Origin of the sequence: Buttiauxella ferragutiae, from assembly GCF_022637515.1 — a bacterium.
Classification (GTDB): domain Bacteria; phylum Pseudomonadota; class Gammaproteobacteria; order Enterobacterales; family Enterobacteriaceae; genus Buttiauxella; species Buttiauxella ferragutiae.
In genome coordinates this window covers 3,451,418-3,472,596 of the sequence record NZ_CP093332.1, presented here as the reverse complement: position 1 = coordinate 3,472,596, position 21,179 = coordinate 3,451,418, and the positions used below count along the sequence as shown (strand labels likewise).

Genomic DNA, 21,179 nt, shown 5'->3' with positions numbered 1-21,179 from the left:
TGATGTTGAAACCACCCTCATCCTAACCTTCTCCCTGAGGGAGAAGGGACTGTCTGGTGCATTCCCTCTCGGGGGCTGTCTCTTATACACAACTCGCCCTGGTAATCTTGTCAGGGCGAAATCTGTTAGCCCCGCAGGTTTTCCGTTCCCCCGTGCGTTCAGTTATCTCTTTAATTCCCGCAAACGGTGAACGTATCAAGGGGTTAACGCCAACCCCTTGATAATCCAGGCGCCCGGCAAATCAATCGCCGCTAAAGCGGTAAACACCGTTTTTCACCCAACATTCGGGGTCGTTCGCGATTCGTTCCCGACGATCGCTCTCTCACGTGGTTCCCGACCACGTGACCCCAACTGAAGGGTAAAAAACGGTGCGATTGAAGCCGGGGACAAGGTCAAAACCGCTCTGGCTTTTGACTTTGAATTTCGGGTCCGGCTTAAATCGCCTCCATTTTGACTCCAGGTGGCAGGGTCCAGCCGTCGGGAACGGCTGGAGGGCGCGATCGTCCGACAAAAATGTCAGGAACATTTTTGAACAACGCTTGCGTTGGCCACGAAGTGGTTCGGCACACGGATGTGCCGAATAAACGAATCGCAACCGACCCTGACACGGAGGCAAAATGGAGGTTTACCGCTTGCGGCGATTTATTTGCCGGGAGTCCGGGTTCTTAGGGGGGCGACGGTGGCCACCCTAAGACGTTCACCGGTTCCGTGGCGACATAAATACTCTGTCGCCTGGTGAACGGAACCTTCTCCGAATTGGCAGGAACTGCCCCTCAAAGTTATTTCCTATGACTATGCGGCTGATATAAAAGTGTAATATTTCTGTGGCATAAATTGACTCAGCGCATGACGAAACGCTAATGTTGAATTAAAGTAAAATAAGTGTTGCATTTAAGATAAAATTTGATGTACTTAAAGCACGAGCGGTAGTTCCCGGCTGTGAATTTTAATCACAATGGAGACAGCGCATGGTAGGGTCCTGTACTGGACGATTAACGAGACATCTTACCCGCACCATCCAGCGCGGAGGCTTCTCCTCCGGCTTCGCTGTCTTCACCGCTAAAAACCCAAACTCCTTAACAACTCAAAGTGTCAACGATGCGCTAAGCGGCGTATTTCGTCTAACTGGTGCATCCTCTCAACCGGCAGTTCATGGCTTAAAAGGAAGCCAAACCTCATCCGTTAGTAAGCATAATCGCGTGACTGAAAGTGACGCGGGAAATGAAACCAACTGTAAGGTGCCATCCATGGGAAGACAGAAAGCAGTGATCAAAGCTCGTCGTGAAGCAAAACGTGTGCTGAGACGGGATTCGCGTAGCCACAAACAACGCGAAGAGGAATCGGTCACATCGCTTGTGCAGATGAGCGGCGTTGAATCTATCGGCATGGCCAGGGATTGCCGTGATAATTCACCAATAGCGGCGCGAAATGAGGCTCAACAGCACTATCTTAATGCCATCGAGAAAAAACAGCTGATATTCGCCACCGGCGAAGCGGGATGCGGCAAGACGTATATCAGTGCGGCAAAAGCCGCTGAGGCCCTGATACATAAGGATGTCGACAGGATTATTGTTACCCGCCCGGTCCTGCAAGCTGACGAAGATCTCGGCTTCTTACCCGGGGATATTTCGGAAAAATTCGCCCCTTATTTCCGCCCGGTGTATGACATCCTGGTGCGACGTTTAGGGTCGTCTTTCATGCAGTACTGTCTGCGTCCCGAAATCGGTAAAGTAGAAATCGCGCCGTTCGCCTATATGCGCGGACGTACCTTCGAAAATGCGGTGGTTATTCTGGATGAGGCGCAGAACGTCACCGCAGCGCAAATGAAGATGTTCTTAACGCGCCTTGGGGAAAACGTGACGGTGATCGTCAATGGCGATATCACGCAATGTGATTTACCACGTGGTGTTCAGTCCGGCCTGAGTGATGCGTTGGCACGTTTTGAAGAAGATGAAATGATCGGTGTCGTCCGATTTGGCAAACAAGATTGTGTGCGCTCAGCCCTTTGCCAGCGCACGTTGAATGCCTACGACTGATTTCTGGTGTGATAGATTCGTAAAGCCCAAACTCTGTTTGGGCTTTTTTCTTTGCGCGAATTATTTGCCCAAAATGTGAAGGGTATCAAAATGGATGGTCAAGGAGAGACAATTATAGGCTCCTCAAAATTATTCCCCGCCAGAATGTTGCCGTATACTCCTTACAACCAGACACAATCAGAACTTACCAATGATGATTTGCTTTTGCAGGTGTGGGGTGTGCTGATATCCGACATGCAGGCCATTGCAACGTGAGGAAACTATTATGACTAAAAAACGTATCTACCTATTTTGTTCTGCTGGAATGTCCACTTCATTACTGGTATCAAAAATGAAGGCGCAGGCAGAGAAGTACGAAGTACCCGTTGTTATTGAAGCCTGGCCTGAAACTCTGGCGGCGGAAAAAGGCAAGGATGCAGATTTGGTATTACTTGGACCACAAATCGCTTATATGCTTCCAGAAATTCAAAAAGTATTACCTGGTAAAACTGTCGAAGTTATTGATTCGGCAATGTACGGCAAAATTGATGGATTAGGCGTGCTGAAAGCAGCCGTCGCATCAATCAAGAAAGCAGCAGCTAATAGTTAATTTTTTACCTTTTGTTTTATTTTTCCGTCAAAGAACGACCTTACACAACCTGGCCGCAAGAAACTTGCGGCAATAAAGGAAATTCCAAATGAGTAAAGTCATTGATTCACTTGAAAAGATATTGCTTCCTTTCGCAGTGAAAATTGGGAAGCAACCGCACGTCAACGCAATTAAAAATGGTTTCATCAAATTAATGCCATTGACCCTTGCCGGGGCCATGTTTGTATTAATCAATAACGTGTTTCTGAGTTTTGGTGCCGGTTCCTTTTTCTATTCCTTAGGTATTCGTTTAGACCCCTCGACCATTGAAACCCTTAATGGGTTAAAAGCCATTGGCGGCAACGTATATAACGGTACGTTAGGTATTATGTCGCTAATGGCTCCTTTTTTCATTGGTATGGCACTTGCTGAAGAACGTAAAGTTGATCCACTTGCAGCCGGTTTATTATCCGTAGCGGCATTTATGACTGTGACTCCATATAGCGTAGGCGAAGCTTATGCGGTAGGGGCTAACTGGTTAGGTGGTCAGAATATTATTTCCGGTATTGTTATTGGCCTGGTCGTCGCGGAGCTATTTACTTTTGTTATCCGCCGCAATTGGGTTATTACTTTGCCTGATAGCGTACCGACTTCGGTATCGAGGTCATTCTCAGCATTAATTCCAGGTTTCCTGATCCTGTCTATTTTCGGGATTATTTCCTGGCTGCTGGCGAATCACGGTAGCAACTTCCACCAGATCATTATGGATTCCATCTCTACGCCGCTGGCGTCGATGGGTGCGGTAGTGGGCTGGGCGTACGTTATCTTCAACTCCCTGCTGTGGTTCTTCGGTGTGCATGGTTCACTGGCGCTGACCGCGCTGGACAACGGAATCATGACTCCGTGGGCTCTGGAAAACATCGCTCTCTACAACCAGTACGGTTCTGTACAGGCTGCGATTGATGCAGGCAAACAGTTCCACTTCTGGGCGAAACCAATGCTCGACTCCTACATCCTGTTGGGTGGTTCTGGTGCGACACTGGGTCTGATTATCGCCATCTTCATGGTTTCGCGCCGTGCAGATCACCGTCAGGTAGCGAAACTGGCACTGCCATCAGGCATCTTCCAGATTAACGAACCTATTCTGTTCGGTCTGCCAATCATCATGAACCCGGTTATGTTTATCCCGTTTGTCCTGGTTCAGCCGATTCTGGCAGCAATTACACTTGCGGCTTACTCACTGGGAATCATTCCACCGGTCACTAACCTGGCTCCGTGGACCATGCCTACCGGTTTGGGTGCCTTCTTCAACAGTAACGGTAGTATCGCAGCACTGTTAGTGGCTCTGTTTAACCTGGGTGTCGCGACATGTGTCTACATGCCATTCGTTATCCTGTCGAACAAAGCGCAGGCGGTGATTGAAGAAGAAGAAAGCGAAGAAGATATTGCTAACGCACTGAAATTCTAATCTTAAATTCTGAATAGTTTTGGTTGGGGATGGCCCCTGCGTCCCCAACCACTTTAAAAGTACCGGGAGAGATTTTGATGTTTAACTTAGATAACGCAGTAGATAACGAAGTCGATACTAACGATCTTGAAGAAGTGGTGATGGGCTTAATCATCAATTCCGGTCAGGCGCGAAGCCTGGCGTATGCAGCACTGAAAATCGCTAAAACGGGTGATTTCGAAAAAGCCTGGGAGTTGATGGGGCAGTCTCGTGAAGCACTGAACGAAGCCCACCTGGTGCAAACCAAACTGATTGAAGGTGACCAGGGTGAAGGCAAAACCAAAGTGAGTCTTGTACTGGTTCATGCGCAGGACCACCTGATGACCTCGATGCTGGCACGTGAGTTGGTGACAGAACTTATTGAGCTTCACGAAAAAATAAAATAAGTTGGAGTCCCTTATGCAGCCACCGGTAATCAGTATGGAAATCAACACGGCACGTGAGAGCCAACTTTTTGATGGTCAACATTTCCACATGTTCATCCACAACAAAGTTGAAAGTGTCTCCGGGCTGCACCAGCATGATTACTACGAATTTACGGTAGTGCTGACAGGGCGTTATTACCAGGAAATCAACGGTAAACGCGTGCTGCTGGAAAGAGGAAGTTTTGTTTTTATTCCACTCGGTTCTTACCATCAAAGCTTTTATGATTTTGGTGCGACGCGAATCCTGAATGTCGGTATCAGCAAAGCTTTTTTTGAACAGCACTATTTACCGTTATTTCCAGCTTATTTTATTGCCTCACAGGTTTATCAGATTAAGAATGAATTTCTGACTTATATCGAATCTGTTACGGCATCATTAAACTTCCGACAAGGTGAGTTTAATGAGTTTCTGGAAATGGTGACGTTTTATATTGTTAATCGTCTGCGCCATCACAAAGAATCAGAGTCAGGGGGGGATATTCCTGTCTGGCTGAAAAACACTGTCGAGCAGATGCACGGTAAGTCAATGTTTGGTGATAAAGCACTAGTTAATATGGTGGAGTTGGCCGGTAAGTCGCAAGAATATCTAACCCGTGCCACGCAACGCCATTACGGCAAAACGCCGATGCAGATCATCAATGAGATAAGAATTAATTTTGCCAAGAAGCAACTGGAGATTACCAACTATTCCGTCACCGATATTGCTTTCGAGTCAGGTTATAGTAGTGCCAGTATGTTTATCAAAAACTTTAAAAAGTTAACGTCGTTTACACCTCAGCATTATCGGAAGCAGTTATACAGCATTAAGTGATTATATTAATAACCTGTGAATGTATTAGTGAGGGTTGATAACTATATCCAATATGACAATCGTCGGATATAACCCTCAATAATACATCTATATCGCTGTCTTAATTTACAGTGCAATAAACTTGTACCGGAGTCCTCATGAGTAAAAAATTGAAAGTCGTTACAATCGGTGGTGGTAGCAGCTATACCCCTGAATTACTCGAAGGTTTTATTAAACGTTACGAAGAATTGCCGATTACTGAATTATGGCTGGTCGATGTTGAAGCTGGTAAAGAGAAACAAGATATTATCTTTGATCTTTGCTTGCGTATGATTGAACGCGCTGCTGTGCCGATTGCGCTGTATAAAACGCTCGACCGCCGTGAAGCGCTAGTAGACGCCGACTTTGTCACTACCCAATTGCGTGTTGGCCAATTGAAAGCCCGTGAACTGGATGAGCGCATCCCGCTAAGTTATGGCTATTTGGGCCAGGAAACTAACGGTGCCGGTGGTCTGTTTAAAGGCCTGCGTACTATTCCGGTCATTTTCGACATCATTAATGATGTGAAAGAAATTTGTCCGGATGCCTGGGTGATTAACTTCACCAACCCAGCCGGTATGGTGACTGAAGCGGTTTATCGCCACACAGATTTCAAGAAATTCATTGGCGTGTGTAACATTCCGGTGGGCATGAAGATGTTCATTAAAGATGTGTTAAAACTCGCGCCAACCGATGAATTGAATATCGACTTGTTCGGTCTGAACCACATGGTGTTCATCAAAGATGTCATCGTTAATGGCACTTCTCGCTTTGATGAACTGCTTGATGGTGTGGCGTCAGGTACGCTTACCGCAGGTTCGGTGAAAAATATCTTTGATCTGCCATTCAGTGAAGGTCTGATTCGTTCTCTGCGTCTGCTTCCGTGCTCTTATTTGCTCTACTACTTCAAGCAAAAAGAGATGCTGGCTATCGAAATGGGCGAGTTCTATAAAGGCGGGGCACGCGCTACTGTCGTCCAGAAAGTCGAGAAACAACTGTTCGAACTGTACAAAGATCCGGCTCTGAATGTGAAGCCAAAAGAGCTGGAATTGCGCGGTGGGGCTTACTACTCTGACGCCGCTTGCGAAGTGATTAGCGACATTTACAACGACAAGCAAAGTGAGCATTACGTCAACGTACTGCATCACGGCCATGTTGATAATATTCCGGCTGACTGGGCGGTAGAAATGACCTGTACTATCGGTCGCGATGGCGCAACACCCACTCCACGCATCACGCATTTTGATGAGAAAGTGCTGGGTCTGATTTACACCATCAAAGGCTTTGAAGTCGCAGCAAGCGAAGCGGCACTTAGCGGTAACTTTAACGACGTGCTGCTGGCACTGAATTTAAGCCCGCTTATCCACTCAGATAAAGACGCAGAGAAAATTGCCCGCGATCTGTTGCTTGCGCACGAAGCAAATCTGCCAAACTTTGCGCAGGCAATTGCTGCACTTAAATAACCGGAGGCCTTCCCTGAATGGGGAAGGCAGCTTACCGAGGCGACAATGGATAAGTTATTAATTGTTAACGCGGACGATTTTGGGCTGTGTAAAGCGCAAAATTACGGAATTATCGATGCTTTCACCAATGGCGTGGTGACGTCGACCACCGCGATGGTTAACGGCCAGGGGATTGAACACGCCGTTGCGCTAAGCGCAAAACATCCTGGTCTGGCGATTGGTATGCACTTTGTGCTGACTTTAGGCCGTCCGCTGTCTGCCATGCCGGGGCTGGTGGATGAGAAGGGTGAATTGGGCAAATGGATTTGGCAACGCGCTGAGGAAGGCACATTGCCTCTGGCGGAAATTGAACATGAACTGGCTTGCCAGTTTGCGAAATTCGTCGAGTTATTTGGCCGCGAACCTGCGCATATCGATAGCCATCATCATGTGCATATGATTCCGCAAATCTACCCAATTGTTGAAGCATTCGCGAAGGCGAAAGGCATTCCGCTGCGCTTTGACTATGATGCCGCTAAAGCCGATGGGCTGGAGCCGCTGGGTGTAAAAACCACTCAGGGCTTTGACAGTGGTTTTTATGGTGACTCGATATCCGAAATGCTATTTCTCGACACCCTCGATCGGGCTATGGCGCGCGGTGAGCTGTCGCTTGAAGTGATGTGCCACCCTTCATTTATCGATAACACTATTCTGGCCAGCAAATATTGCTACCCACGTCTGGCTGAACTGGATGTATTAACTTCTGCTTCACTTAAATATGCGATAGCGGAACGCGGCTATCGGTTAGGGTCGTTCAAGGATTTGTAAGACTTTCTGTTGTTGGATGACGCTACGCTTATCTACCCTACAAAACGTAGGTTGGATAAGCGTAGCGTCATCCAACAGTTATCACCTTTTTATCACCCATTCAGGCAGATTTTCTCAGCATCACCAACAGGTTGTCGGCGATTTCTGGGGCTTGTTCATTGAGATTAAGATTCTCCGGTCGCATCAGCCAGTTTTTGACAATACCACTGAGATAACCGTGAATAATGGTAATCATGAGTTCTATATTGGTATTAACAGGAATTAACCCTTTTGATATACAATTGCGCAATAACTTTTTCATTCTTTCCCGATTAAACCAAATACGCTCCCTTATTTCCCGCTCGGAATACATCTCCCCATTAAATTCGCACGAATGGTAAAGAATTTGTAGTAACTCACGCTGGCGATGATCGGTTGAAATGAATTTTAATGTTTCAATGATGATTTCACGGAATAATTGTAAATCGTTGTCATGAGTTTGTGTTTTGAGTTTACGTCTTATTTCCAGTGCAAAACTGGATTGAAGATTCCAGATTTCATTAAACAGTGACACTTTGCTGTCAAAGTGCCAGTAAATCGCGCCACGCGTCATGCCAGCCGCATCAGCAATGTCTGCCAGTGTTGTTGTCGAAACGCCTTTTTTAGCAAATAGTGTGATCGCGACATCAATTAAATGTTGACGTGTTTTTAACGCTTCTGATTTTGTTTTTCTTGCCATGATAAATTAACTCTTTGTGGATATTAGTTACAAGAATTAACATGTTTAACGATTTGTTTTTCTATTAGTAGAGATTCAGGTAAAAAGCGAAATTATTGTGTGCTTTAATTTTTTCGAAGTCCAGTCCAGGAATATAAGTTTATACATACACGCATGAATCATTAATCTTAATAGCCTCTGTTAAGCTTCCGGTCACTATATCCGTCACAGAATTAGACCTTTAACAGAGAACTCTTCACATGGCGAAGTTTTTTATCGAGCGCCCCATATTTGCCTGGGTGTTGGCGATCATTTTGATGCTGGCTGGCGTGCTGTCCATCATTAATTTGCCAGTGGCGCAGTACCCGACAATCGCCCCTCCAGCTGTTGCCATTAATGCAACCTATCCGGGGGCGGACGCCAGTACCGTTCAGGATACAGTGACCCAGGTTATCGAACAGAACATGAACGGCCTGGATAACCTGATGTACATGTCCTCAACCAGCGATGCCTCGGGTAGCGTGACGGTGAGCCTGACCTTTAAGTCAGGTACCGATCCGGATATCGCTCAGGTACAGGTACAAAATAAACTTCAGCTCGCCATGCCTTTGTTGCCACAGGAAGTCCAGCAACAGGGGATCAGTGTTAAAAAATCCTCCAGCAGTTTCCTGATGGTGGCTGGGTTTATCTCACAAGATGGCAGCATGAGTCAGGACGATATTGCCGACTATATTTCTTCTAATATCAAAGACCCGATCAGCCGTACCGCAGGGGTTGGCGATGTGCAGCTTTTTGGTGCGCAGTATGCGATGCGGATCTGGCTCGATCCTAATCAGTTGAATAAATACCAGTTAACCACGCTAGATGTGATTAACCAGATTAGAACTCAGAATGCACAGGTTGCTGCCGGGCAACTTGGCGGAACGCCCGCCATTGCAGACCAACAACTCAATGCTTCTATTATTGCCCAAACCCGTCTGCGCGATCCGGAACAGTTTGGCCACATTTTACTTAAAGTGCAGCCGAATGGTGCCAGGGTTGAACTGCACGATGTCGGGCGGATTGAACTAGGCGGCGAAAACTATAACGTGATCGCCCGCTACAATGGCAAACCTGCCGCCGGTCTGGGGATTAAATTAGCCACTGGCGCTAACGCGCTGGATACCGCCAAAGCGGTGCAGACGCAAATGGCTAAACTTCAAAGTTACTTCCCACACGGTTTGAACGTTGTCTATACCTACGACACCACGCCATTCGTCAAAATCTCCATTCGCGAAGTGTTCAAAACTCTGCTCGAAGCTATCTTGCTGGTGTTCCTGGTAATGTATCTGTTTTTACAGAACTTCCGCGCCACGCTTATCCCGACTATTGCCGTGCCGGTGGTGTTGCTGGGGACCTTTTCCATTCTGGCCGCGTTTGGTTATTCGATAAACACACTGACGATGTTCGGCATGGTGCTGGCGATAGGCTTGTTGGTGGATGATGCCATTGTGGTGGTAGAAAACGTCGAACGCGTGATGGTGGAAGAGGGGCTTTCACCGAAAGAAGCGACACAAAAATCAATGGGGCAAATACAGGGCGCGCTGGTGGGGATTGCCATGGTGCTGTCGGCAGTATTTATCCCAATGGCCTTTTTCGGCGGCTCTACAGGTGTTATCTATCGCCAGTTCTCAATAACAATTGTCTCGGCGATGGCGCTTTCGGTTTTAGTCGCGTTAATTCTGACACCGGCCCTGTGTGCCACCTTGCTCAAACCGGTTGCTAAAGGCAGTCATGGTAAAACCACTGGGTTCTTCGGCTGGTTTAACGCTCGCTTTGAACAAAGCACCAATCATTATACCGACAGCGTAAAGCTGATCTTGCGCCGCACCGGGCGCTACATGCTGCTTTATGTCCTGATTGTAGTCGGAATGGCGGTATTGTTCATGCGCTTACCTACGTCATTTTTACCCGAAGAAGACCAGGGGGTGTTCCTGACTATGGTGACGTTGCCTGCCGGGGCAACACAAGCCAGAACCGAAAAAATCATGGATCAGATAACCCAATACTATCTGACCAAAGAATCCGCAAACGTTGATTCGGTATTTACCGTTAACGGCTTTAGTTTCAGCGGTAAAGGTCAGAACAATGGTCTGGCTTTTGTGCGCCTGAAAGACTGGGATAAACGCCCTGGCAAAGAGAATGAAGTGGGGGCGATTGTCGGGCGTGCCACTCGTGAATTTAGCAAAATCCACGATGGCATGGTTTTCGCCTTCAACCTACCTGCGATTACCGAGCTGGGAACCGCCACCGGTTTTGACTTTGAGTTAATCGACCAGGCGAGCCTTGGGCATAAAGCGCTGACCGAGGCGCGAAACCAGTTGCTGGCATCTATCGCAAAACGTCCGGATATGCTGGTTCGTATTCGCCCGAACGGGCTGGAAGATACCCCGCAATTTAAGCTGGAAGTCGATCAGGAGAAAGCCCAGTCGCTGGGCGTGAGCATTTCCGATATTAACCAGACGATCGCTACCGGCCTCGGCAGTACCTACGTTAATGACTTTATTGATAGCGGGCGAGTGAAGAAAGTTTACCTGCAAGGGCGTGCGGAGAACCGCATGTTACCGCAGGACATTAACAGTTGGTTCGTGCGTGGGAGCAGTGGGCAAATGGTGCCATTCTCTTCATTTGCCAGCGCGCACTGGATTTATGGTTCTCCACGCCTCGAACGTTACAACGGTCTGCCTTCTATGGAAATTCTCGGTGAAGCCACACCGGGTAAAAGTACTGGTGAAGCGATGCTGCTAATGGAAGATCTTGCGGCGAAACTCCCCACTGGAATCGGTTTTGACTGGACGGGAATGTCTTATCAAGAACGTCTATCTGGCAACCAGGCTCCGGCGTTGTACGCCATCTCATTATTAGTCGTCTTCTTGTGCCTCGCTGCACTCTATGAAAGCTGGTCGATCCCCTTCTCAGTCATGCTGGTTGTACCGCTTGGTGTGGTCGGTGCACTGCTGGCCGCCGCGCTGCGTGGTTTGAACAATGACGTCTACTTCCAGGTTGGGTTACTGACCACTATCGGGCTGTCGGCGAAGAACGCGATTCTTATCGTCGAGTTTGCCAAAGACCTGATGGACAAAGAAGGCAAAGGGTTAATTGAAGCCACGCTCGATGCGGTACGCATGCGCCTGCGCCCCATTCTGATGACTTCGCTGGCCTTTATGCTGGGCGTGATGCCGCTGGTTATCAGCGATGGCGCGGGAAGTGGTGCGCAAAATGCCGTGGGCACTGGCGTGATGGGCGGCATGGTTTCTGCCACGCTGCTGGCGATCTTTTTTGTCCCGGTATTTTTCGTCGTGATAAGTCGCCGTTTTGGTAAGGCGAAATAACAGGATTTCATTGTCAGGGGCGCTTTTCTTTGCCCCCGGACTGCAAGTTTTTACTTCAAGAATCATGCTTTAAGGAATCGTAATGAAGAAATATGGCAAGTTCATCATCCTGCCTTCGGTACTACTGGTCGCAGCGGGAATTCTGGCGGGTTGTAATGATAAAGGCGACGAAAAGGCTGCATTGCCTGCGCCGCAGGTCAATGTCTATATCGCTAAAGCGGCTCCGTTGGCGGTGACGACTGAACTTCCTGGGCGTACTGACGCGTTCCGCGTGGCGGAAGTTCGTCCGCAGGTCAGTGGCATCATCCTGAAGCGCAATTTTGTCGAAGGCAGCGATATTGTTGCGGGAAACTCTCTCTACCAGATTGATCCTGCTCCTTACCAGGCTGCATGGAACAGTGCGCAAGGGGCGCTCGCTAAAGCAAAAGCCGCTGCGAATATTGCGCATCTGACGGTGAAACGTTATGTGCCATTGCTTGGCACCAATTACATCAGCAAACAGGAATACGATCAGGCAGTCGCAACCGCTCAGCAAGCTGATGCAGAAGTGAAAGCGGCGCAAGCGGATGTAGAAAATGCGCGGATTAATCTCGCCTATACCAAAGTTTCTTCTCCTATCGACGGGCGCATTGGTAAGTCGAATGTCACCGAAGGGGCGCTGGTCACTAATGGTCAGGCTTCTTCATTGGCAACGGTTCAACAGCTTGACCCGATTTATGTCGATGTCACGCAATCCAGCAATGACTTTATGCAGTTAAAGCAGTCGGTTGAGCAGGGTAGCCTGCAGAAAGCTAATGGAAAAACTGCGGTGCAACTGCTGATGGAAGATGGCCAGCTTTACCCGATAAACGGCGAGCTGGAGTTTTCTGATGTGACGGTCGATCAAACCACCGGCTCCATTACTTTACGTGCCGTATTCCCGAATCCGCAGCACCAGTTACTGCCGGGTATGTATGTGCGCGCAAAAATTGACGAAGGCATTAAGCCGGACGCGATTCTAGTGCCGCAACAAGGTGTGACGCGTAATCCTCGCGGTGACGCCACCGTGATGGTGGTTGATCAGAATAACAAAGCAGAAGTCCGCGAAGTGACCGCACCTCAGGCGATTGGAGATCAATGGCTGGTGACAAAAGGCATTAAGCCTGGTGAAAAAATCATCGTTAGTGGGCTTCAACGCGTTCGTCCCGGTGTTGCTGTACAGGTGGTACAGGATAGCGCTGCTACCCAAACACGCTAAGGTTCTGGAAAATGGCTAATTTTTTTATTGAACGACCAATATTTGCCTGGGTGCTGGCGATCATTTTGATGATTGCTGGCGCGCTTGCGATATTACAACTCCCGGTCGCGCAGTATCCGACGATTGCACCTCCGGCGGTTGCGGTAACGGCAACCTATCCGGGTGCGGATGCGCAAACGGTGCAGGACACTGTGACGCAGGTTATCGAACAGAATATGAACGGTATCGATAACCTGATGTACATGTCTTCTACCAGTGACTCCGCTGGTGGCGTGACGATTACCTTGACCTTTAAATCAGGCACCAGCCCGGATATTGCCCAGGTTCAGGTGCAAAATAAACTGCAACTGGCGATGCCGTTATTACCGCAAGAAGTGCAGCAGCAGGGCATTAGCGTTGAAAAGTCCTCCAGCAGCTTTTTACTGGTGGCGGGCTTTATCTCTGACAACCCAAGCCTGACCCAGGATGACATTTCCGATTATGTGGCGTCGAATCTCAAAGATGCTATCAGCCGGACCAACGGGGTTGGCGATGTGCAGTTGTTTGGTGCGCAGTATGCGATGCGTATCTGGCTGGATACGGGGGCGTTGAACAAATACCAGCTCAACCCGGGCGATGTGGTGAATCAGTTAAAACTGCAGAACGACCAGGTTGCTGCGGGGCAACTCGGTGGCACGCCTGCAGTGAAAAACCAGCAGCTTAACGCCTCGATTATTGCCCAGACGCGTCTGCGTGACCCGGAACAGTTCGGCAAAGTGACGCTGAAAGTGAATCCGGATGGCTCGGTGGTGCATTTAAGTGATGTCGCCCGTATTGAGCTAGGGGGGGAAAACTACAACACAGTGGCGAAAATTAATGGGCAGGCCGCTGCTGGTTTGGGTATTAAGCTGGCGACAGGTGCAAATGCGCTGGATACCGCTGAAGGGATCAAAGCGAAATTGGTCTCGCTACAACCTTTTTTCCCGCAAGGGATGAAAGTGGTTTACCCGTACGACACCACACCGTTTGTGAAAATCTCCATTCATGAAGTGGTGAAAACGTTGTTCGAAGCCATCATCCTGGTATTCCTGGTGATGTATTTGTTCCTGCAAAACTTCCGTGCGACCTTAATCCCAACGATTGCAGTACCGGTGGTGTTACTGGGGACATTTGCAGTTTTATCCGCGTTTGGCTACTCGATAAACACGCTCACCATGTTTGGTATGGTGCTGGCGATCGGCTTATTGGTAGATGATGCGATTGTGGTGGTGGAAAACGTCGAACGCGTGATGGTTGAAGAGCATCTCTCGCCAAAAGAAGCCACTAAGAAGTCGATGAGCCAGATTCAAGGGGCGCTGGTCGGGATCGCGATGGTATTGTCGGCGGTCTTTATTCCGATGGCTTTCTTTGGCGGTTCGACCGGCGCTATTTATCGCCAGTTCTCGATTACCATCGTTTCAGCCATGGCGCTGTCGGTACTGGTGGCACTGATCCTTACTCCGGCATTGTGTGCCACATTGCTAAAACCGGTTACTGCCGAAACGCATCACAAAACGGGCTTTTTTGGCTGGTTTAACGAAAAGTTTAATCACAGCACCAATCACTACACCAACAGTGTCAGCAACATTTTGCGTAATACTGGGCGCTATCTGCTGCTGTATCTGATTATTGTTGCCGGTATGGCGTTTCTGTTTCTGCGCTTGCCGACCTCATTCTTGCCCGAGGAGGATCAGGGCGTGTTTATGACGATGGTGCAATTACCTGCGGGGGCAACCCAGGAAAGAACGCAGAAAGTGCTCGATCAGATTACTGACCATTATCTTGGTACCGAAAAAGCCAATGTTGAATCGGTATTTACCGTAAACGGTTTTAGCTTCAGTGGGCAGGGGCAAAACTCCGGGATTGCATTTATTAGCCTGAAACCGTGGGATGAAAGATCCGGCAAGGAGAATGCGGTTGGCGCCATCGTTGAACGTGCGACCAAAGCGTTCGGCAAAATTCGTGATGGCATGATATTCCCGTTTAACTTACCCGCCATCATGGAACTGGGTACCGCCACAGGTTTTGACTTTGAACTGATTGACCAGGCAAACCTTGGGCACCAGCAACTGACTGAATCGCGTAACCAACTGATGGGCATGGTGGCAAAACATCCTGATATCCTCACTCGTGTTCGTGCGAATGGGCTGGAAGATACTCCACAGTACAAACTGGAAATCGACCAGGAAAAAGCACAGTCACTCGGTGTAAGCATTACGGATATCAACCAGACCATTGCTAGTGCATTGGGCGGCACTTACGTGAACGATTTTATCGATCATGGCCGTGTGAAGAAGGTTTATGTGCAGGCTGATGCTCGTTTCCGCATGCTGCCAAAGGACATCAACAACCTTTATGTTCGCGGTAGCAGCGGGCAAATGGTACCGCTTTCAGCATTCTCTTCATCTCACTGGATGTACGGTTCACCACGTCTGGAGCGTTATAACGGTTTGCCATCAATGGAAATATTAGGCGAGGCTGCTCCGGGTAAAAGTACCGGTGACGCGATGATACTGATGGAACAACTGGCATCTCAATTACCGTCCGGTATCGGCTATGACTGGACCGGAATGTCGTATCAGGAAAGGCTTTCTGGAAACCAGGCACCTGCACTCTACGCTATCTCTTTGGTGGTGGTGTTCTTGTGCCTCGCAGCACTTTATGAAAGCTGGTCGATACCGTTCTCGGTGATGCTGGTGGTGCCACTTGGCGTTTTTGGGGCACTGTTAGCGGCGGCAATGCGCGGCATGAATAATGACGTCTATTTCCAGGTCGGGTTGCTGACGACGATTGGGCTATCAGCGAAGAACGCGATACTGATCGTTGAATTCGCCAAAGACTTGATGGAAAAAGAGGGTAAAGGGTTAATGGAAGCCACGCTGGATGCAGTGCGAATGCGTTTACGCCCAATCCTGATGACATCATTAGCGTTTATTTTAGGGGTGATGCCTTTGGTTCTTAGCCGTGGTGCCGGCAGTGGTGCGCAGAACGCGGTTGGGACCGGCGTGATGGGAGGGATGCTATCCGCAACCCTGTTGGCTATCTTCTTCGTACCGGTGTTCTTTGTGGTGATACGAGAGCGATTTAGCAAAGGTAACACTGACTAACATGTAAAAGCCCGAACTTAGGTTCGGGTTCAGACTGATGACAAACCTCTTCCCAGGTCGGATAAGCGCAGCGTCATCCGACACTTTTATCTGCAACAACAGGCGAAAATGGTGGATGGCGCTATCGCTTATCCCCCCTACAACACCTGTTTAGTGACCTTTGCCTGTAATCTAAACCCGAACTTAGGTTCGGGTTTTTTTATCCGACAAAACCACAAACTACGGACGAAAAAAAAGTCTGAACGTGAATTCAGACTTTCTCTTTAAATATGGCGGTGAGAGAGGGGTTCGAACCCTCGATACGTTGCCGTATACACACTTTCCAGGCGTGCTCCTTCAGCCACTCGGACACCTCACCGTTTTGTTTTTGTTGCCAACTTCTGGGGGCAACGGGGCGCTACTATAGGGATTCAACCTCATTCGGTCAAGTTTAATCTTTGGTTTATGTACCGTTCGGTTAAGGTGTGAACGATGATGAATTACGGGCGAAAAAAAAGCCCGTATTTGCATACGAGCTCTTCTTCAAATGTGGCGGTGAGAGAGGGGTTCGAACCCTCGATACGTTGCCGTATACACACTTTCCAGGCGTGCTCCTTCAGCCACTCGGACACCTCACCGTTTTGTTGTTCCTTACCTGCCGGAACGGGCGCTAATGTAGGGAAAACTGGGGGCTGCGTCAATTCACTTTTCAGCAAAGTCGGTGCGTTTAGCCAAACTTCAAACAACTTGCTTCTTAAAACAGCAACGCTGAGGTGATTTTTTATTACATTCATCTATTGTATTGTTAAACGCTACGCGTAAGTACAAGAATAAATGGAGAAAGCATGGATATTATTTTTCACCACCCGACATTTGATACGCAATTTTGGCTCGACGGTATGCAGCAGCTCTTTCCCGATGCCAGGGTTCGCCAGTGGCGTCCTGGCGATAATCAGCCAGCTGATTACGCTCTGGTATGGCATCCTCCGGTCGAGATGCTCAGCGGGCATAGTGAGCTGAAAGGTGTGTTTGCGTTAGGTGCAGGTGTGGACTCCATTCTGAGTAAACTACAGACGCATCCGGATATGCTGCCAGAAGGCGTGCCGCTATTTCGCCTCGAAGATACCGGCATGGCGCTACAAATGCAGGAATATGCCGTCAGCCAGGTGCTGCACTGGTTCCGCCGTTTCGATGATTATCAGGCATTGAAGCTGCAGGCCAAATGGTTGCCACTGGAAGATTATCGCCGTGAAGATTTTACCATTGGTGTGCTCGGCGCGGGCGTGCTAGGCGGAAAAGTGGCAGAAAGCCTCGCTGCCTGGGATTTCCCGGTTCGTTGCTGGAGTCGCAGCAAGAAAAATTATCCAGGTATCACAAGCTATGCCGGGAACGAAGAACTGAGCGATTTCCTGAATGGCACCCGCGTGCTTATTAACTTGTTGCCCAATACGCCACAAACCGTCGGTATTATTAACAGCCAAATGCTCAATCAACTGGCCGATGAGGCTTATGTTATGAACCTTGCGCGGGGCGTACATCTGGTCGAAAACGATCTGCTGGCTGCACTGGATAGTGGCAAAGTGAAAGCTGCAATGCTCGACGTATTTGCTAAAGAACCTCTACCTGAAAACAGCCCGTTGTGGAAGCATCCTCGCATTGCCATCACTCCGCATCTGGCGGCGGTGACTCGGCCGCAAGAAGCCATGGAGTACATTGCAAAAACCATTCGTGAAATTGAAAAAGGTGAATCACCGAGCGGACAGGTCTCTTTGCATAACGGCTATTAATGCTAAGCCCGGCCAGTGCCGGGCTAAAAAACAATGGCGATAACTGCTATCCTTGCGGGAAAGAGATAAAAGGAGAGAGCCATGTATCCCGTTGACCTGCATATGCACACCGTCGCTAGCACCCACGCCTATAGCACCCTTCACGACTATATTGCGATTGCGAAAAGCAAAGGCATCCAACTGTTCGCCATCACCGATCATGGCCCGGATATGGCTGATGCCCCACATTACTGGCATTTTGTGAACATGCGTATTTGGCCACGAATGGTTGATGGTGTTGGTATTTTGCGTGGTATTGAAGCCAACATTAAAAATACTGCCGGGGAAATTGACTGCACTGGCCCAATGTTGGATTCACTGGATCTTATTATTGCCGGTTTTCATGAGCCTGTATTTCCCCCAAAAGATAGCGCTACACACACAGAAGCAATGATCGCTGCCATGGCGAGCGGTAACGTTCATATCATCAGCCATCCAGGTAACCCGAAATTCCCGGTAGATATTCCTGCCATTGCACAAGCAGCAGCAAAATATCAGGTCGCACTGGAGCTGAATAACTCCTCATTTACTCATTCGCGCAAGGGCAGTGGCCCGAACTGCCGTGCTATCGCCGAAGCGGTGCGTGATGCGGGTGGGTGGTTATCGCTGGGTTCTGATTCCCATACTGCATTCACCCTTGGTGATTTCGATGAATGTCGCAAAATTCTGGCAGAAGTTGAGTTCCCGGAAGCGCGCATTCTCAATGTTTCTGTGCGCCGGATGCTTGGTTTCCTTGAATCCCGTGGTATGAAGCCAATCGAAGAATTTGCCACACTTTAGCTTTCACACCACAGTTTTTACTCAATAAATCTCTACTTAATGGACCACTAGCATGAATGAGTTTTCAATTATTTGTCGCATCTTAGGATCGCTGTTTTACCGCCAACCCCAGGATCCGCTTTTGGTTCCATTGTTGACGATGATCCGTGAAGGCAAGCTGGCAGAGCATTGGCCGCTGGAGCAGGATGAATTACTGACTCGCCTGCAACAAAGCTGCGATCCTCAGCTGCTAGCTGCTGATTACAATGCCCTGTTTGTCGGCGAAGAGTGCAGCGTACCGCCATATCGTTCAGCGTGGGAAGCGGGCAGCCACGAAGGTGACGTTCGTGAGTTCTTGAAACAACGCGGCATGCCGCTTGCAGAAACTCCTGCTGATCATTTTGGCACTTTGTTGCTGGCCGCTTCGTGGCTGGAAGATCAATCACAAGAAGACGAATTTGAAGCCCAGGTGCGTTTATTTGATGAGTACATTATGCCATGGGCGGGGACGTTCCTGGGCAAAGTGGAAGCGCATTCGACCACGGCTTTCTACCGTACGTTGGCATTAATTAGCCGTGAAGCTATTCAGGCGATGCGTGATGAGCTGGAAGAAGAAAGTGATGAATAAATGTGATTTAAATCACATTTAAAATGTAACGTTGATTTTTGATTTACAAAAATTGTGCGGCAGATCGTAGTCGAGCGATAAGGCTCTGCTATGATACGCCGCTATGAACATACTTATTTCTCTGGCATTGACTACCGGTATTCTCTCAGGCCTTTGGGGTTGGGTTGCGGTGAGTCTTGGCCTTCTCAGTTGGGCTGGCTTCCTCGGTTGTACCGCGTACTTTGCGTGTCCGCAGGGCGGAATCAAGGGCCTTGTTATTTCTGCATGCACGCTATGTAGCGGCGTATTGTGGGCGGAAGTGATTATCCACGGCAGTGCGCTGGCTCCGCATCTGGAGATTCTGGGCTATATGGTAACGGGCGTCGTGGCATTTCTGATGTGCGTTCAGGCAAAACATATGCTGCTGTCATTTGTACCAGGTACTTTTATCGGTGCCTGCGCGACCTTTGCCAACCAGGGAGAATGGCGTCTTGTCGTTCCGTCGTTACTGCTGGGTTTAGTATTTGGGTTTGCGATGAAAAACAGCGGATTATGGTTAGCGGCGCGAAAAGCAAAACCTGAGTCACAGGTGATAACCGAATAAATAAAAAAACCAGCCGCGGCTGGTTTTTTCTTATCTGATAATTATCAGGATTCTGGAGGGACTGACATCTCTCTGTATTTAGCCAGTACCGGGTTGTTAACATCTTGCGGATTTTGCAGATCCCACAATCCACGGTTAATACCATCATTAACCAGATAAATAACTCCTGTTTCAATCGCTGACATCAGACACATCATCACCGGTTCATTGGTGGTATAGCCGATTTCACCTTCCAGCAGTCGTTGGTAATCCACGAAGCGGAATACCCCAGCCTGCACTTCATAAGACAAAATCGTTTTACTGGTATTCACCGATGAAAGCACTTCACCGGTACTCACGTTAACCACACGTAGGTTCACGGCAATTTGGTCCAGTTGATATTGAGTTTCGCCACCGATACCGAAGTACCGCGCGCCAACACCGCCTGATTTCACATTGCTTTCATAACCGATGATTGAACCTTCAACCATTACGTTTGCCGCAACCAGTGATTGCAAAGGCATACGGTTATTCTCGGCTACAGTTCCATTTTCCTGTGCTGCACGAATGATCTTACGTTCGTTGAGCAAGTTTTGCAGGCCCTGACGTTCCAGAGGAATAAACCAGCGAGAATCTTTTAATGCTGTGACCAGCATGGATGTTGCACTCTGTGGTACTGCGGTCGAGAAGTTACTTGCTGGATAAGGTTTAAATTGCCCAGTTTCATCTTGAATATTATATACCGAGACAAAAAGTTTCCCTTTTGCTGGTGGCAAATGGGTTAAGTCACGATAACTTTGCGCACGAGGCAAAAGTGTAGGTTTCGCAGCTTCTTTAGGTGGTGCCGTTAAACAACCACTTAATAAACACACTGCTACGATGAGAAGTAAACGCTGCATGATGTTTATCCTTAAATACTTTTTTGATTATTTAATTTCCACTAGAAATCAGTGGAATTATTTTGTAAGCCTGCAACCTGGATAGTCGATACTTTTCCTGTTTTACGGTCAGTGACATTTAACTGTAGCTGTCCGTCAGTGTTTGCAATATCGACGATAAAATCATTAGTCATCATGCGACCCGGTTTGCCAGTATTAATATTGCTTAGCAACCCGCCAAGAAGTTGTGACTGAATAGCTTGAGTAAAGTTGTCCAGTGCTGATGGTGTTTCGATACCAAAATCATCGTCATAACTAGGGTCTTTATACGAGTTTTGAGCTTGCGCCTCATTAAGTAAGAAGGACCCATTATTGGGGTTGCCACCAAAATTTGGGTTAGTGAACTGAAAAGTCATATTGCCTCCCCAGGACAAAGGGGATATCAGCAGTAAAGAAATAACTGCATGAGTGATACGCATGAC

Annotated in this window: 17 protein-coding genes and 2 tRNA genes; 14 read left to right on the top strand and 5 right to left on the bottom strand. The window is 48.4% G+C overall.

The annotated features are described in order from the left end of the window. Positions 1-1,247 precede the first annotated feature (1,247 nt). The 7 genes from phoH to chbG all read left to right on the top strand — a co-directional run bounded on the left by phoH (position 1,248) and on the right by chbG (position 7,635). Complete coding sequence (gene phoH / locus MNO13_RS16080) at positions 1,248-2,036, top strand: phosphate starvation-inducible protein PhoH (protein ID WP_202914377.1); 789 nt, start codon at positions 1,248-1,250, stop codon at positions 2,034-2,036. Positions 2,037-2,301: 265 nt separating this feature from the next. Then, positions 2,302-2,625 carry a PTS sugar transporter subunit IIB gene (locus MNO13_RS16075; RefSeq protein WP_064548032.1) on the top strand — a complete coding sequence of 108 codons (324 nt, stop codon included), beginning with the start codon at positions 2,302-2,304 and terminating at the stop codon, positions 2,623-2,625. An 88-nt stretch (positions 2,626-2,713) separates the two neighbouring features. Then, on the top strand, positions 2,714-4,072 hold the full coding sequence (chbC, locus tag MNO13_RS16070) for a PTS N,N'-diacetylchitobiose transporter subunit IIC (RefSeq protein WP_121813918.1): 1,359 nt from the start codon (positions 2,714-2,716) through the stop codon (positions 4,070-4,072). Between the two features lie 77 nt (positions 4,073-4,149). Then, positions 4,150-4,497 carry a PTS N,N'-diacetylchitobiose transporter subunit IIA gene (chbA, locus tag MNO13_RS16065; RefSeq protein ID WP_064548027.1) on the top strand — a complete coding sequence of 116 codons (348 nt, stop codon included), beginning with the start codon at positions 4,150-4,152 and terminating at the stop codon, positions 4,495-4,497. A 13-nt stretch (positions 4,498-4,510) separates the two neighbouring features. Then, positions 4,511-5,347, top strand: a complete 837-nt coding sequence (gene chbR / locus MNO13_RS16060; protein ID WP_064548025.1) for a transcriptional regulator ChbR — start codon at positions 4,511-4,513, stop codon at positions 5,345-5,347. Between the two features lie 137 nt (positions 5,348-5,484). After that, positions 5,485-6,828: a 6-phospho-beta-glucosidase gene (locus MNO13_RS16055; RefSeq protein ID WP_241938999.1), complete on the top strand. Its 1,344-nt coding sequence runs from the start codon at positions 5,485-5,487 to the stop codon at positions 6,826-6,828. 45 nt (positions 6,829-6,873) lie between these two features. Then, complete coding sequence (chbG, locus tag MNO13_RS16050) at positions 6,874-7,635, top strand: chitin disaccharide deacetylase (RefSeq protein WP_064548023.1); 762 nt, start codon at positions 6,874-6,876, stop codon at positions 7,633-7,635. Positions 7,636-7,735: 100 nt separating this feature from the next. On the opposite strand, the gene MNO13_RS16045 is transcribed toward chbG, so the two are convergent. Beyond that, the gene (locus tag MNO13_RS16045) at positions 7,736-8,353 is read right to left on the bottom strand and encodes a TetR family transcriptional regulator (protein WP_064548021.1); all 618 of its coding nucleotides are present in this window, start codon (positions 8,351-8,353) and stop codon (positions 7,736-7,738) included. A gap of 239 nt (positions 8,354-8,592) precedes the next feature. Here MNO13_RS16045 and MNO13_RS16040 point away from each other — a divergent pair, with 239 nt between their 5' ends. The 3 genes from MNO13_RS16040 to MNO13_RS16030 all read left to right on the top strand — a co-directional run bounded on the left by MNO13_RS16040 (position 8,593) and on the right by MNO13_RS16030 (position 16,065). Further along, a complete protein-coding gene (locus MNO13_RS16040; RefSeq protein WP_064548019.1) occupies positions 8,593-11,703 on the top strand; it encodes an efflux RND transporter permease subunit in 3,111 nt (1,036 codons plus the stop codon). 82 nt (positions 11,704-11,785) lie between these two features. After that, positions 11,786-12,940, top strand: a complete 1,155-nt coding sequence (locus MNO13_RS16035) for an efflux RND transporter periplasmic adaptor subunit (protein WP_064548018.1) — start codon at positions 11,786-11,788, stop codon at positions 12,938-12,940. An 11-nt stretch (positions 12,941-12,951) separates the two neighbouring features. Beyond that, on the top strand, positions 12,952-16,065 hold the full coding sequence (locus MNO13_RS16030) for an efflux RND transporter permease subunit (protein WP_241938998.1): 3,114 nt from the start codon (positions 12,952-12,954) through the stop codon (positions 16,063-16,065). 270 nt (positions 16,066-16,335) lie between these two features. Here the strand turns inward: MNO13_RS16030 and MNO13_RS16025 are convergent. Then, positions 16,336-16,423: transfer RNA gene (locus MNO13_RS16025), tRNA-Ser, on the bottom strand. Between the two features lie 171 nt (positions 16,424-16,594). After that, a tRNA-Ser gene (locus tag MNO13_RS16020) sits at positions 16,595-16,682 on the bottom strand. Positions 16,683-16,889: 207 nt separating this feature from the next. Between MNO13_RS16020 and ghrA the strand changes: the two genes are divergently transcribed. The 4 genes from ghrA (at position 16,890) to MNO13_RS16000 (ending at position 19,840) form a co-directional block, all read left to right on the top strand. Next, the gene (gene ghrA, locus MNO13_RS16015; protein WP_121813913.1) at positions 16,890-17,831 is read left to right on the top strand and encodes a glyoxylate/hydroxypyruvate reductase GhrA; all 942 of its coding nucleotides are present in this window, start codon (positions 16,890-16,892) and stop codon (positions 17,829-17,831) included. Positions 17,832-17,912: 81 nt separating this feature from the next. Continuing rightward, positions 17,913-18,650 carry a phosphatase gene (locus tag MNO13_RS16010; RefSeq protein WP_064547986.1) on the top strand — a complete coding sequence of 246 codons (738 nt, stop codon included), beginning with the start codon at positions 17,913-17,915 and terminating at the stop codon, positions 18,648-18,650. 52 nt (positions 18,651-18,702) lie between these two features. Further along, positions 18,703-19,257 carry a TorD/DmsD family molecular chaperone gene (locus tag MNO13_RS16005; RefSeq protein WP_064547984.1) on the top strand — a complete coding sequence of 185 codons (555 nt, stop codon included), beginning with the start codon at positions 18,703-18,705 and terminating at the stop codon, positions 19,255-19,257. A 103-nt stretch (positions 19,258-19,360) separates the two neighbouring features. Continuing rightward, complete coding sequence (locus tag MNO13_RS16000; RefSeq protein ID WP_064547982.1) at positions 19,361-19,840, top strand: DUF1097 domain-containing protein; 480 nt, start codon at positions 19,361-19,363, stop codon at positions 19,838-19,840. Between the two features lie 44 nt (positions 19,841-19,884). Here the strand turns inward: MNO13_RS16000 and csgG are convergent, their stop codons facing one another. Together csgG and csgF are read right to left on the bottom strand one after the other, a co-directional pair. Further along, the gene (gene csgG, locus MNO13_RS15995; RefSeq protein ID WP_064547980.1) at positions 19,885-20,718 is read right to left on the bottom strand and encodes a curli production assembly/transport protein CsgG; all 834 of its coding nucleotides are present in this window, start codon (positions 20,716-20,718) and stop codon (positions 19,885-19,887) included. A 41-nt stretch (positions 20,719-20,759) separates the two neighbouring features. Beyond that, a complete protein-coding gene (gene csgF, locus MNO13_RS15990; protein ID WP_241938997.1) occupies positions 20,760-21,176 on the bottom strand; it encodes a curli production assembly/transport protein CsgF in 417 nt (138 codons plus the stop codon). Positions 21,177-21,179 lie beyond the last annotated feature (3 nt).